Source organism: Sulfolobus acidocaldarius DSM 639 (genome assembly GCF_000012285.1).
Classification (GTDB): domain Archaea; phylum Thermoproteota; class Thermoprotei_A; order Sulfolobales; family Sulfolobaceae; genus Sulfolobus; species Sulfolobus acidocaldarius.
The window spans coordinates 946,381-960,719 of the sequence record NC_007181.1; the positions used below are offsets into that span (position 1 = coordinate 946,381).

A 14,339-nucleotide genomic window follows, 5' to 3' on the forward strand; every position below is an offset into this window, starting at 1 on the left:
GGCGTGGAAGAAGCCATACCGATATAGATGTCCTAAAAAGGAAATTTTGGTTGTAAAAATTCTTTTATCCTAAAACCGAATATAGGAAGGGGATTTTATGAAAGCGTCTAAGTCTTTGCTCGAACTTCTAGATAAGTATAATGTTAAACACGTATTTGGTCTTGTAGGAGAGACCTCATTCCCTCTATATGATGCATTTAATGATTATCCAAATATCACCCATGTGTTTGCCCGAGATGAGAGAAATGCAGTAATAATGGCTGATGCATATGCTAGATTCTCCTATAAACCTGGAATTGTTGAGGTTCCAAATGTAGGGGCACCATATACACTTCCGGGATTGGCTGAGGCTAACATTTCAGGAATCCCGATCATCATGTTCGTTAGTGATATTCCAACCTATGTCGAAAAAAGAAACATGTTAACTGAACACGATAATTCTTACCTCAACAAGCTATCAAAGGAATTTCTTTCTGTAAACGATCCCTCCCAATTACCTAGAGTCGTAAGAAGGGCATTTAGAGTTGCCACGACAGGAAGGACAGGACCCGTGGTAGTTAAAATACCTATGAATATATATGATGGGGAAGTGAGTGATGAGGAGGTATATTCCCAACCTGAATTTTCGGTCTATCCCTCCCTCAGATTTATGCCTGACCCAGAAAGGATCACTGAGGCATTAAAAATACTCTACTCTGCTAAAAATCCTGTAATAGTATGCGGTCAGGGAGTCCTATTATCAAATGCAAGTGAAGAAGTAGTCAAATTAGCAGAGGCTTTGTCAATACCAGTAGCCACAACCATAACCGGAAAAGGCTCTTTTCCTGAAACACACCCCCTCTCTATAGGCGTAATAGGAGCCAGAGGAGGCACAAGATTTTCTAATAAAATTCTAGCTGAAGCTGATGTAGTATTCCTGATAGGAACAAATACTGACTCGGCTAACACATGGGACTGGAGGTTACCTAGTAGTAAATCAACAATTATACAATTGGATGTTAGCGAGAGAGAACTGGGTAATAATTACAAGGTTATCCCACTTTTAGGCGATGCAAAGCTCACGCTGAAGGAAATGATTAGAATGATAAGAGAAGTTAAGAGAAATCAGTCCATTAGTGAGATTGAAAGGGAGAAAAGAGGTTTTGAGCAGTTTGTGGAGTCCCTTGCTAATGAAAAAACAGAGCTTACAAACCCTGTAAGATTCATGAAGATACTGTCGGAGTTTGTTGATGAAAAAACATTTCTGGTAGTGGATCCAGGGACAGGAGCGATCTTTAGTTCAGCATACCTTAAGTTAAAGTTGGCTGGAAGGAGAATAATGTATAATTACTCCATGGGCGGGTTAGGTTATGCATTGCCTGCTTTAATAGGTGCTTACTTTGCGACGGGTGGTAGGATACTCTCAATTACCACTGATGGGAACCTATTCTTCAATCTTGGAGAGCTTGAAACTGTTAAAAGGCTTAACGTTAATGCTAAGATTTTCGTATTCAATAATAAGTCATTTGGATGGATAAGAGCTGCTATGTTAAGTAAATATGGAAGAGTACTTTCTGGGACTGAAATCAGTGAAATTGACTACTCAAAACTGGCGTCTTCATTTGGAATAGACTACCTCCGTATAGAGAAGAGTGAAGAAATAGAGAGCGTGACCAAAGAAGCATTGGTTGATGATTCTCCTAAGTTTATCGAGGTTCTAGTAAAAAGTGAAGATAAGGTAATTCCTCCAGTACCTGATTGGAGGGAAATTAAGGATGGTAAATTTATGGGTTAAATAGTTTTTAAATCTACACATTAAGTATTTGTAAAAATTTAATCATGAGTTAGTAACGGTTTTACTCCTTTTTGATAGAATATTGTGGTTAATTATCACATCCAAAATCCCAGGTCTAAGAGTGAAATCTTATCTTAATATATGCAAGACTTCATAATCAGGGACTCCTTCTATACTATTAATCAATTATAGCTAATGTTAAATGAAATGAACACATTCTTATATAATTCCTTTTCCTAAGAATAATTTATGTTATCAAGGTCAATTAACATAGCTTTCGTCCTTTTATCCATAATAGGCATAATTTTATCCTCTTATTTAACTTACGAGACCTTGACTGCAACTTTCAATACAGGCTATTGTAACATAAATAGCTATGTAAACTGTGGGACTGTAGCCTCAAGTCCTTATTCTAGGTTCTTCGGAATTCCCGTGGCAATACTAGGACTGGCATGGTTCGCATTAATGCTAGGATTGTGGATGATAAAGAAAGAGGTTACCATTTACCCTTGGATAATAGGAGTTATGTTTGTGGGATATTTAATTTACACTGAAGTGGAGTTAATTCATGCGATTTGCATATACTGTACTACCGCGCATATAATAGCTCTAGTGATGGGATATTTTGTACTAAAGGTGTCTAGATTATAGAAAGATAAATTTTTACATCTCAACCAAAATGTTTTTCACATCTGCTAACTGCAGTTACACATACCCATTTACAGTTAACTTTTCTACTACCTTACCCCATATACCAGACTTTACATAAACCAGTATTACGTATGCGATAATATTCGTGAAGGAGAGTATTTCACTTCCCAGGTAGAGACTTAAAGAACCAATAATAGCTTCCGCTGTACCTAAAACAGGGAGTATTAACATTATCATCATCCTAGAAATTGTGAGAAAGGCTTCCTGATTTGCATAGTCAACACCAATATCCTTAGTTTGAGGTACACCAGAGTAGGTGAATAAAAGCCATGATAGTGGGCATATTAGGAACGGATATGAGAGAGTTACAAAAAACAATGACATATCATGCAACAGGGCTAAAGATACTAGGAAAGGTGATAGTGATATGAAGGACATAATTACCCTAATCAGCATCCTATATCTTATATAGCTAACGAAGTCCAAATTCACAAAATTTATCCATAGTCTTTCAGACTCTATGGAAAATCCCACATATACAGAATAATTAATGTATCCCAAGATGGATAGTATCAGCAACCACACAAAGTTGTGACCAAAAAACCACGCTAATAAACCCAGTAGGAGAGAAGGAGGTATAATCACATACAATACGTTCCTAAATCCTGCCCTTGCTCCGATAATCGAGTGAACAGAAGTGTAAAACATTAGTTTTACGATATTTTTTGGTAATTCCTTATTGACTTTTACCTCGTCGTTTGACAATTCATACCTGTCACCTCCATAAGCATTTTGGTAAATTTCATTTGATGCATGAATGCAGAATAGAGTACTTATGGCAAGTGAGAGGGCTAAGACTATTGAGCCTAATACGCTCCCCTGAATAATCCAAATGATTGGGTTAAGAGGAGGAAATAATAACGCTGAAACTATAATGTATGCTGATATTACTAAAACTATCACCAGTCTTTTAAGTGTTGTAATGGACTTTAAGGACACAATAAGTATTGATAATGAAGTAGTAAACATTACTAAATCAAGAATATTTATAGCATTAAGAAATTTGGAGTATGTGATAACGAATGAGATTAAAAGGATTACCATGTAAATAGAATCTGCAATTCCAGCCATAAGTAGAAGATACTGTGGTCTCTCCTGAGTAGTTAATAGAAAATCTATATTACTTTTAATTTCCATTTGAAATAAACCCCTTATGATAGAGAACGTTAACACTAGAAAAGATATCATGATGACAGTAATCTGTCCGTAATCAACAGGAAACACTTTAAAAGAGTTGTAAGGATTGTCAGTAATTACTCGAGATATCAAAGCTATCAAATTTACAAGAATTAGGAATATGAATACACTTATGTTATATCTCTCCTTTAGACTATAATAGAACATTTTCAAAACTCTGGCTCTCATTAACTTCATCTTGTAATTAGAAACCATTGACTTTTAGTTTTTTATTCTTACATTACTAAATGCTAATAAAATTCTCTACAAACAATAATAAAAGAGAAAGACCGATTGTAGGAAAAATAAGCTTAAACATAAACTCTCATCAAAGCCCTCAGAATTTTACTCCTTAGCTTATCTTCTCCTCAACAACAATATAACGAGTACTGCAACAATGATTACCACGACAACCACAGTAGCTATAATGCCTAAAGATAATCCTGAACTAGAGGAAGCAGGAGTTGATGAAGGCACTGTAGATGATAATGATTGAGTAGTAGTTGTGGAACTTTGTGAACTCGTTGAAGTAGATGTAGAGGATGAAACACTCGATGAAGAGGTGCTGGATGTGGAAGAGGTTGTAGTGGATGTTGTGGAAGTAGTCTGGCTAGTGGTCTGAGTAGTAGTTGAACTTGTTGTTGATGTCGTAGTAGTAGAAGATGTACTGGTAGTAGTAGATGTAGAGGTTGTAGTGGATGTTGTGCTTGTCGTCGTTGTGCTTGAAGAATATGAAAACGTTGGCGTTAACACATTAATGAGCGAGATATATGCATTGTTAGCTTCAGTCAGCTGAATCTGATATAGGTATCCATTAGAGTAAAAAGCCTGTAATGGGTATGCGTATGAGGAGGTTGAATTATATATGATATTTCCGTTAGTGTAGTTAACTAATATGTAGTTATAACTATATTTATTTTCTATCACATTATTAATTACGGCATAACCACGTCCAAAGGTAACTTGACTAGGTAAAGCTAGACCAGGGATAGGGAAGATATTATAGTCGAGGTTTTCTAAATTTAATTTAATCAAATTAGTCCCTATTACAAAGAATGCTGTATTATTTTCCACTAAATTTCCTGATGGGATTGCCCCTCCACTAGGAATTTCTTTCAATATTTTACCATTAGTAACGTTGATTACCATTGTTGATGTTGAATTCGATACTATTAGGTAATAGTCCTTTATTAACTCAACACCAGATAAACTGCTTAAACTTATGTTCCATTTACCCAAGAGAGTTATCTCTGATTTGAAATGCAAAGCTGAAGGGGTTACGGGACCTAGAAACGAAGAAATCAGTTGGGATGGTGGCGCTAAATAAATTATTAGTATATTACCATAACTAGAATTAAAGAAACTATATATAGTCTGGTTGTAAAATCTATATATTACTTGGTTTGGAATATACAATACACTTTGATTACCGAGTAAAGTTAGATAAATTAAACCATGCTGAGTAGGATATGCCACGGTATAGTTCCTGAAGAACTGGGAGCTGACTACTTTAAGCTTTGATATTATAGAGACGTTACTATAATATAGATTCTTAAAAGTACCAGAGAATAAGCTACTTAAGGATGACCCATTTATATATACTGAATCGACCACTGAGTAGGAACCATTGTAGGGTATAACAGTTGATTCTACACTGAAATTTATTGGAGGACTCACTGTTAGTATTTTAACTAAATTAGATGAGTTAACATAATACACATTCGAAGAATATGATATTCCCTGAGATACTATAGATTGCTGGTTAACTGCTAAGAGTATCCCGCCATTATAACCTTGGACATCAGTTACAAAACCTGTAACTGAATATGTAGCCTGCGTTTGTAATTCAACTGAGGCAATGGCTACTCCAGACAGTAATGTTGCCATAATAATTATGAGGGCTATATTAGTGGTTTTCCCCATGATTAAATAGGATTTAAGATAAAATATAAAAATTTAACTAACTAAATGATAAGTTCTCAAACAACATGATGTTAACCTTTTTAATATCCTTGCCACTTTACTTATGCTCATAACTTCCAGAAATTTAAACATTTAAAATAATGTCTTGTATCTACGTTGACGCTCATAAATCCAGTCCTCTCTCTCAGAATGACAATGGACTCCATATCTTTCACATAAGTCCTTTATTTCATTCTCTTTTTCCTCCCACCATGACTGATTGCAATCGAAGTTAGGCAAACCCCTATAATTATTGTATTTATCATATACTATGAATGATGAAGTCTCGCTGGCTAACTTCACTATTTCCTCAAAGCCACTGTCATTAACCCCTTTTATAATAGGTCCTAGAAAAATCCAGGTTCTAACGCTTCTAGATAACTTCTTAATTGATTCTGCTCTTGCCTTAGGGGGAGGTGCTAGAGGCTCAATATATCTACTCACAACCTTATCCAGTGTTGTAATGGTTAAACCTACATCCACCTTATCACTATACCTTGACAACAAGTCCAGATCCCTGACAACCATAGGTGACTTAGTCTGAATAGAGACCCTAAAGCCATGGGATAGGAGAACCTCTAAGCTTTTCCTGGTAAGTTTATACAGCCCCTCTACTGGTTGATAAGGGTCTACTATTGTGGATACTCCTACTACTCCTCTCCTATACTTATAGACCTCCCTCTTAAGAACATCCACAATATTCCTCTTAATCGTTATAACCTCTCCCCATTTATCACTCACATACCTTTGGGCATAACAATAGATACAGGAAAATCTGCAGTTGTTATACGGGTTTAAGGAATAATCAATTTCCTTTAAACCAGACTTACTCAGTGCACTTTTAACCTCAACTTCCCTAATTATCATTAAAATAACCTCGACCTAAAGAGCTTTACCACATATGATATCTTTAACCACTCTTGAAGATTCACTTTCAACTCTCCCTTAACTCTTCTTAATGCCTGGTCAAGCGTATCAAATACTTCTGGTTTCTGCTTAAACATTTCCCTAATGTTTTCCCTCACAAACCAAACTCCTACAGGTAAATTAAATCCGGGGTAAATTTCTCTCCATAGTATCACCATAGCTTGTCTCTTCCTTAGACGAAGACTTTCAGCAACCCCCAACCTAGAAGCATAATAACAGCCACCAATTTTAGGATATGTCCTCCTTCCCCTATACCCCTCATAATCTAACTCCAATGCTACTTCCCCATGACCAAACTGGTTCCACGTGCTTCCTGGAAACCATGCTTCGCCCCACTCAAAAGCCCAATTCCCTGGTATTAGAATTCCTATAAAGAGATTCTTCATATGCCTCCTTACATAAACTTCGATCTTGTCAATGCTCTCAAAATGCTTTAATTCCTCTATTAAGCTGTCAGAGACCAGTTTGTCAACGGCTGTTATACTCCGCCTCGTTGGAACCAATTTCCTCTTAACCCCTAGAACTCCTACACTTAAAAGACGTGATATTACGTTAACCTCGACCTTATTACTGTAAAGAGTTATTACAGCATCTTTAGACTTAAGATCCTTATCTTCATAAACTCTTTCCACTATTCTTTGAGGTGCTGAAAGCGTACCTAATTTGAACTCCCTTATTGGTGCTGAAGGACCTATAGGTGGTAACGTTTCGTCTAAGACAACCTTTCTAGGTTCCTTAGCAAATTCCATTTCTATCTCAGATGGTCCTGATGAGATTGAGAGAGTCTGGACATCATGTAAAAATCTTTGGGGATTATTAGCATCAGTAACCCTGAAGGACTCCCCTCCTCTCACTAGACTTAGCCTTAAAGATAAAAAGGTGTTAAGATCCATGTTAAGCCAAGTTTTAGGATCCTCGTATATTGATGTATCATCTACCACTGGAGGGGCTGATGGATAAACACTCACTTTTGGGTATCCATATCTTCCCACAAATATTGAGGGGGGAGATGAACCAACCATATCTTTAGGTACCACTATCTTCTTAGTTATACTCTTAACTACGATGGGGCAATAAGCCAGTCCGCATAAGTACTTTGAGCTTCTGCATATTACACAGAGTCTAGGATCCATTAAAGATAAAATTCTCGGAATACCTTTTACATGTTATCTAATGAAAAGCGGTATTACAATAGTATACACGTAAATCATGCTGTGAGAGATACTGTAGTATTTATAGAGATAACATGGTTCATAATACATACGCATAGTCAGGTTGAGACAATACATTTACCTAATCTCGTTAGATTTGATTTATGTTACACGCTTTAGTCTGGTTTTAGTTTAGGATCGCTGTCCAAATAACCATTATATAAAACTTTTTTAGCGGAATAGTTCTATCTGAAAAATGGTTTTATCTAAAATTTTTAGAATTTAGAGTACCTATATTTATATTTCATGTTAGAGTTATCGCTGGTAGTAAACCTATGGAAAAACGAAAATCGGATCATCTATTAAATCAAAATAAGTATCTGAAACACGAATAAAAAGGTTTTGATTAAGTATTTATCCTTCCTAACGCTCGTTACTTTCACTTCTAAATTCGACACTTCTAAAAAAGCAAATTAACAACAGCATAGTCAATATGGTAGGTTATCTGTCTTTCCAATATCTCTGCTGGCTTATTTCCGACTGCCCCTACAGGTACGATCCAAGTTCTCAACTCGATATTTCCAGTCTCCTCAAGCTTATCATCACTCAACTTAGCTAATTCCTTTCCTTTTCCTGCCTTCAATGTCTCCAGGATAAAGTTATCAAAATCAATATCGATTTTACCATAGTAAGGCGTTCCTGGAAAATGGGACAAGCCTCCTGTACCAATTATAGCAACCTTCTCGTTCTCTGGTCTTTTCTTAGCTACAATTCTGGCAATAGCCCTACCTAATTCAAAGCATCTTCTTACGGGCATTTTAGGTTCCACGTTGGCATTTAAGTGGATAGGTACGATTGGAATTGAGTAATCCCTGAATATGTCTAGTAAGGGTATGAAGAATGCGTGTGAAAGTAGAACTTCACCAGGAGAGGAAGCAAAGGTCAGAATCGGAAAGGGTAAGGTGGAAGTAATTACTGGTTCAGGGCATCATGGTCAGGCTTACCTATCCTCCTTCTCCAAACTCGTAATTGAGGAGCTCGGCGTCTCAGAAAATGTTATTTAGGTTTACACAGGTACCACTGATGGTTTGAAAGAAGGAGTAGGTAGCTACGGGAGTAGAGCATTGTCGGTAGGAGGATCTGCCATAATTGAAGCCTGTAGAAATTTGAAGAAAAAGCTAAACGGAACAGGGGATAGACTTGGATAAAGCCCTCCATGGAGAACAAATCTATGAGTCAGAGGTATACGTTAAGGCTGGAGATGTGTTCGCACCAGGATTTCACATATCCGTAGTGGACATTGATTTGGAAACCTTAACACCAAGAGTAAGAGAATACGTTGCAGTGGATGATGTAGGAAGAGTTGTCGTAAAAGAAGAAGTTGAAGGGCAAGTTATAGGTGGAGTAATGCAGGGTATAGCGCAAGTGCTCTGTGAGTGGGCAACTTATGATGAGGAGGGAAATCCAACATTCTCTTCTATAGCTGATGCTGGCATGCCTTCTCCAGAGGAGTTTACTTGGAGAGTTATTGTTGACGAGGTCGAGTTTAAGTCTGGACTACTTAGTGGTACAAGAGGCGTAGGAGAGGCTGGTAGTATTGGAGGACTAGTTGCAACCTTTATTGGTCTTGAAAAAGCTATAAAGGATAAATTTGGTAGGAAGGTAAAGTTACAAAGAACACCAGTTACACCAACATATTTAATGGAACTTTTAGGGAAAAGTTAAATTTGTTTTTGAAACTATTGACTACCATCTTTATAACCTCTATTAATATAAATCAAAGTTCTTACTATCAAGATTAATGCGCGGTCAGTAATAAGGATTAATATTTATTTGAAGTAATGCTCATGATATAAACTAGATATCTATATCGTGATAAGGTAAAAATTACGCAATTCCTCCTATTACTTTATGCTAGTTCGAAGTATTAATTTGAAAATACGAATATCTAATTCCTACGATTAACTTTTTAGGTTGTTGTAACTTTGAACTGGTCTAAAAATCTATCGCTCATCGAAAATTTTGACAAATTCATGTCTAGATCTAAGATACTTAGAGTTTAAAAGCCTTGTAAAATTTATTTTGATTAATCTAGAGCTTCTATGTTTAATTTAGTGTTACGGGAAAAATACCTTATGCCTGGGTCTTAGGAAATATTTCGTTTAACTGGATGAAGCTAACAATATTCGATATATAGGTTTAAATCTAATATCACGTTTTATGGTATATATCTTAAATTCGTTTCAAGCCTTAATTATGACACCTAATAGCTCTACTAGAATTGAGTATAGATAATGAATTAACTATGTCCCAGTTTCAAAATATCTCGTTTATCACGCTTTCAAGAGGGCATTTAATCTATTAGTAATCTTTATTAATGTATTTCGCATAATAGTACTAGTGGGTGTGTATATCCTTCTAAAAACCCATGTTAAGTTGTTATTTCCACGATTCATGTTCAGTATTAGTGAAGGATTTAAGGAGTTTGAAGATCCATCTTGAGAAAAATCCCGCTGATAAATGCCCAGTTTGCAAGAAGGAAATAAGATCTAAGTGCTTTAGTGATTTGAAGAAGCATGTGAAAATGAGTAAGGATAGTGCGCATGCAGAGCATTTAAAGATATACAGCGTGTTATACAAATAACGTGGAGTGTTAGAATAAGAATAACGGTTTGTCTATCTCGTCATAAAGAATAGTAGAATCTTTTTTCTATCTTTAACCTAAAAATTAAAAAGAATTTAAAAAGGAATTAAAAAATGATGACATATTAAAAAACTTATTAATATGATTTATAAGAATATTTTATGCAAGTCAAATTCTTGATACCAATATCCATACTCTTAATCTCTATAAGTGGAATATTAAGTCTAGGGATCTCAAGCCCCTCAAATCAGAACACATTTTTTAATTCTTATACTAATGCAAAACTCTTACCATCTAATACCTTACTGACACTAACATTTTTCATCCCGCCCAAGAACCTAAACATGCTATATTATACTGCAGAAGAAGTTGCAAACCACCAGATATCTCCCCTAACTCCACAACAAATTATTAAGGAATTTTCTCAGCCAAATAAAGTAACTTCTCTAATTAATTTCCTAGAAAGCAATGGTTTTACAATATATTATTCTAGCCCATTTGCAGTTGTTGCTACTGCCACTGCAGGAAAAATAGATAACGTGTTTAGTACCGAGTTAGGTTTATTCAGTTATAACGGACATGTATACTATAAGCCTCTTACATCTCCTTCATTTAGTCTAACAGGGATTATAGTAGGTGGACTTGACAACGAAACTGCCTTCCAGCCCTATTTTATGCAATTGAACAATACGACCCATCCAGCTTTTCAGTTCTCTTACCTAGGGTATGGTCCAAATGCGTTAAGGACTGCATATAATGTTACAGGGACAGGTAAGAACGTGACAATTGCAATAATAGATGCTTTTGGAGACCCTCTGATATATCAAGATGTAAAGAGTTTCGATCAGATATACGGATTACCACCAGCAAACTTAAGTGTTTACGCTGTAGGTCCTTACATTCCTGAGCAGGGAATAGCAACAGGTTGGGATATAGAGACAGCTTTAGATGTGGAAGCGGCCCATGCTATGGCTCCTTATGCCAAAATCAATTTAGTGGTCTCCTCAGATAGTGGTCCAACGCTTTATGCGGCTGTTGATTATGTTGTTACGCAAAAACTAGGAGATGTTGTATCAATGAGCTGGGGGTTATCTGAAAACTTATTCGCCGCTTCAGGATTCTACTACTTTATAAACGGTCAACCATTTCCCAACTATCCGTACTTAGACTATTACTTCGCACTAGGAACTGCTGAGGGAATAACTTTCTTCGCATCGTCAGGTGATACTGGTGCTTATGGCGATTCACTGACCACATACGGTGGTGCATCATTCCCTGCTACTTCTCCATTCGTTACAGCGGTTGGCGGTACAACTTTGTATTTAAGCTCTGGAAAAGCCTATGAGACAGCCTGGAGTGTATTGCCACAATATTTTGAGTATGCTGGTACAGTTTCCTCTGGTGGTGGATATAGTACATTTTTCCCTAGACCATGGTACCAAGACGGAGTTATAAACTCCTCATTTAGAGCTGTCCCTGATGTGGCAGCAGATGCCAATCCATATACCGGATTTAATATTACAGTTTTGGGCTCTGAAGAAATAATTGGAGGAACTAGTTTAGCTTCACCACTCTGGGCTGGTATGTTGGCTGACATTATCTCTCAGCTAGGTAGACCAATAGGTCTACTCAATCCAATCCTCTACTGGATATACAAGAATCCTGCACTTTACCAAGAGTCATTCCATCAAATCACCCTTGGTTACAACGGAGAATTTTATGCTAAGCCAGGATATAATTTAGTTACCGGCTTAGGAACTCCTAATGTCGGAGAATTATTAAATGCTATTCAGCAATACTTAAAGACAAATAATTTAGAAATTTCAGTCACTACAAATGGTACAATCCCGTGGTATATGTATAATAGTACTGTAAGTGTAATAGCATACATAACCTATCCTAACGGCACCATAGTGAGCCAAGGAACATTTAGTGCATATATTCAGACTACCAGTGGGACAGTAACAACTATACCCTTATCATTTAATGGTACTGATTGGGTCGGAAGTTTTAATATACAACCTGGAATGACACCAAATATATGGTCTATAATTGTCAATGGTTCATCAGCAGGCTTTTCGGGAACTTCGAGCTACGATATAGATGTTGGACAATCAATAAACATCTTATCTCCAATTCCATTCCCCTATGGTCCTCCTTTGTCACTCAACACACCATTTGGCGTAGTAGCTCAAATATATAATCCAGATGGAACTCCGGCTGTTAACCAAACAGTTAACGTTTACCTGCTAAAGAATGGAAAGGTTGTGGAGAGCGCTGTATTAACTCCAACATCTCAACCTGGTGAATATGTTGGTCAGTTAGCCCTTATTACTCCTGCTGAACAGGGCACATATATACTAGTTGTTAACACGTCTTATGGTAGTGCGTACACTTATGTTTACTTTGGAAACATAATAGAAGGTGCAGTATACACTCCAATAAATACTGGATTTCCTGGAGTATCTCCTGGACAGAATATAACGCTATTTGCTTTTACTCTAACTCCAGAAGGGACAGGTCAGTTGTCCTCGAACGTGTCAGCATTTATATACAACCAAAATGGTCAACTAGTATCAACAGTTAATTTAACTCAAGCTCCTGAGATAACTCTATTCGGCGTATTTAACTTCTTTGGATTATATTACGCGAACTTCACAATACCTTCAAACTTTACTCCAGGATTCTATAGTGTAATCATTCAATCACAGGCGAGAACAGGAATCGGGGTCAGCACAGGTGAGTTCTTCACGTCTTTTTATGTCTCTCCAGCATCACTAAGTTACAATATAAAAGTAAAAGGAATAGCTTATGAAGGGCAACACATCAAAATATATGCCAACATAACGTATACTAACGGTACTGAGGTGGAATATGGGATATTTAACGCAATTCCGTTGCCTTCATCCATAGCATTTAAGTCTTATTTGGTAGCTACGAATTACTCAGTACCGCTCCAATTTAACTCCACTCTGGGACTCTGGGAGGGAACTTTCCAGATACCCTCAGTACTTGGGGCAAATTCATTCTATCTAGGATATCCGCCCTACACTTTATCTGGACCTTGGACAGTATATATATCAGGAGTTTCTGCTAACGGTAACCCAATATCTTCAGGTCCAACTTACTTCAACGTTCTTCCATACACCTACTTAGGTAGTAAAGTGATAATTACTAGTCAAAACTACACGAGTGTGCCGTTACTCTCATCCAATTCTCTGAGTAATGTTTACGTAGGTAATCTAGAACTAATAAATGTTAATATCTCCCTGAATAATGTTGTAGTAGGTAACTTGACAGTGGTTAACTCACAGGTTGGAGTAAGTAGTTCAACATTAAATTCACTGACCGCGAAGAACTCTAAATTATCAATAGCCCAATCCACAATAGGTGGTGATCCTGACAGTGTAGCGATACAATTATATAACTCTAGCCTCATACTGACTTCTGTAGTAATAGCAAACTCGACTTATGCATTCAATCAGGTCAATAGTAATGTTGAGCTAAACGGAGTAAGCCTATCGAACGTACAACATGTATCTACAATATCACCTCCTACCATATCACCTCAATTTGTAAATATAACGCAGAAAATAAGTGCACTAAACCTAACTGTCTCCGGTTATAACGCTAAGATACTGAACGTTTTAGTGAATGGAATATCGACAAGGTACTCAGTTATTAGCTCATCACAAAATTCCACAACGATTTCAATACCCTTCTCTTCATCCGCTTTACCGTCGGGACAATACACTATAGTGGTTATGACATATAATGGATTACCGTATAATGTGAGTGCTACGGTATACAATGCTTATCCTCAAATATCACTATCAAGTTCATTGTCTAACGCGACAACCTCACTATCAAGTAAAATATCCAGTAATGCGTCTGACGTAGCGTTTTATAGAAATATCACCATAGCTTCCCTAATAATAGCCATAATATCATTGATCCTTGTCATATACTTGTTGTTAAGAAGGAGGTGAGACAA

General features: G+C 36.8%; 10 protein-coding genes and 1 pseudogene. 6 read left to right on the forward strand and 5 right to left on the reverse strand.

All coding sequences use genetic code 11. The features are described from left to right. Positions 1-97 precede the first annotated feature (97 nt). Entirely contained in the window at positions 98-1,774 is a 1,677-nt protein-coding gene (locus SACI_RS05420; RefSeq protein ID WP_011277991.1) for a thiamine pyrophosphate-binding protein, read from the forward strand. 249 nt (positions 1,775-2,023) lie between these two features. Beyond that, positions 2,024-2,425 (forward strand): vitamin K epoxide reductase family protein, encoded by a 402-nt coding sequence (locus SACI_RS05425; RefSeq protein ID WP_011277992.1) that lies wholly within the window; start codon positions 2,024-2,026, stop codon positions 2,423-2,425. A 54-nt stretch (positions 2,426-2,479) separates the two neighbouring features. On the opposite strand, the gene SACI_RS05430 is transcribed toward SACI_RS05425, so the two are convergent. From SACI_RS05430 to SACI_RS05450, 5 genes are all read right to left on the reverse strand, one after another. Beyond that, complete coding sequence (locus tag SACI_RS05430) at positions 2,480-3,850, reverse strand: hypothetical protein (protein WP_011277993.1); 1,371 nt, start codon at positions 3,848-3,850, stop codon at positions 2,480-2,482. 168 nt (positions 3,851-4,018) lie between these two features. Continuing rightward, a complete protein-coding gene (locus tag SACI_RS11980; RefSeq protein ID WP_011277994.1) occupies positions 4,019-5,584 on the reverse strand; it encodes a hypothetical protein in 1,566 nt (521 codons plus the stop codon). Between the two features lie 132 nt (positions 5,585-5,716). After that, positions 5,717-6,490, reverse strand: a complete 774-nt coding sequence (locus SACI_RS05440) for an SPL family radical SAM protein (protein WP_011277995.1) — start codon at positions 6,488-6,490, stop codon at positions 5,717-5,719. Next, positions 6,490-7,683, reverse strand: coding sequence for an Nre family DNA repair protein (locus SACI_RS05445; protein ID WP_011277996.1), 1,194 nt, complete (start codon positions 7,681-7,683; stop codon positions 6,490-6,492). Before SACI_RS05445 ends, SACI_RS05440 begins: the two co-directional genes overlap by 1 nt. Before the next feature lie 478 nt (positions 7,684-8,161). Then, positions 8,162-8,650: a hypothetical protein gene (locus SACI_RS05450; protein WP_306308644.1), complete on the reverse strand. Its 489-nt coding sequence runs from the start codon at positions 8,648-8,650 to the stop codon at positions 8,162-8,164. Here SACI_RS05450 and SACI_RS05455 point away from each other — a divergent pair. The 4 genes and pseudogenes from SACI_RS05455 to SACI_RS05465 all read left to right on the forward strand — a co-directional run bounded on the left by SACI_RS05455 (position 8,580) and on the right by SACI_RS05465 (position 14,334). After that, the gene (locus SACI_RS05455; RefSeq protein ID WP_048054394.1) at positions 8,580-8,765 is read left to right on the forward strand and encodes a hypothetical protein; all 186 of its coding nucleotides are present in this window, start codon (positions 8,580-8,582) and stop codon (positions 8,763-8,765) included. The genes SACI_RS05450 and SACI_RS05455 overlap by 71 nt on opposite strands. A 15-nt stretch (positions 8,766-8,780) precedes the next feature. Continuing rightward, positions 8,781-8,909, forward strand: a pseudogene (locus SACI_RS11845) (molybdopterin cofactor-binding domain-containing protein); the annotation flags it as partial. Next, positions 8,902-9,426 carry a molybdopterin cofactor-binding domain-containing protein gene (locus SACI_RS05460; RefSeq protein ID WP_048054395.1) on the forward strand — a complete coding sequence of 175 codons (525 nt, stop codon included), beginning with the start codon at positions 8,902-8,904 and terminating at the stop codon, positions 9,424-9,426. The pseudogene SACI_RS11845 and the gene SACI_RS05460, both read left to right, overlap by 8 nt. Before the next feature lie 1,080 nt (positions 9,427-10,506). After that, positions 10,507-14,334: a S53 family peptidase gene (locus SACI_RS05465; RefSeq protein WP_011277998.1), complete on the forward strand. Its 3,828-nt coding sequence runs from the start codon at positions 10,507-10,509 to the stop codon at positions 14,332-14,334. The last annotated feature ends 5 nt before the right edge of the window (positions 14,335-14,339 follow it).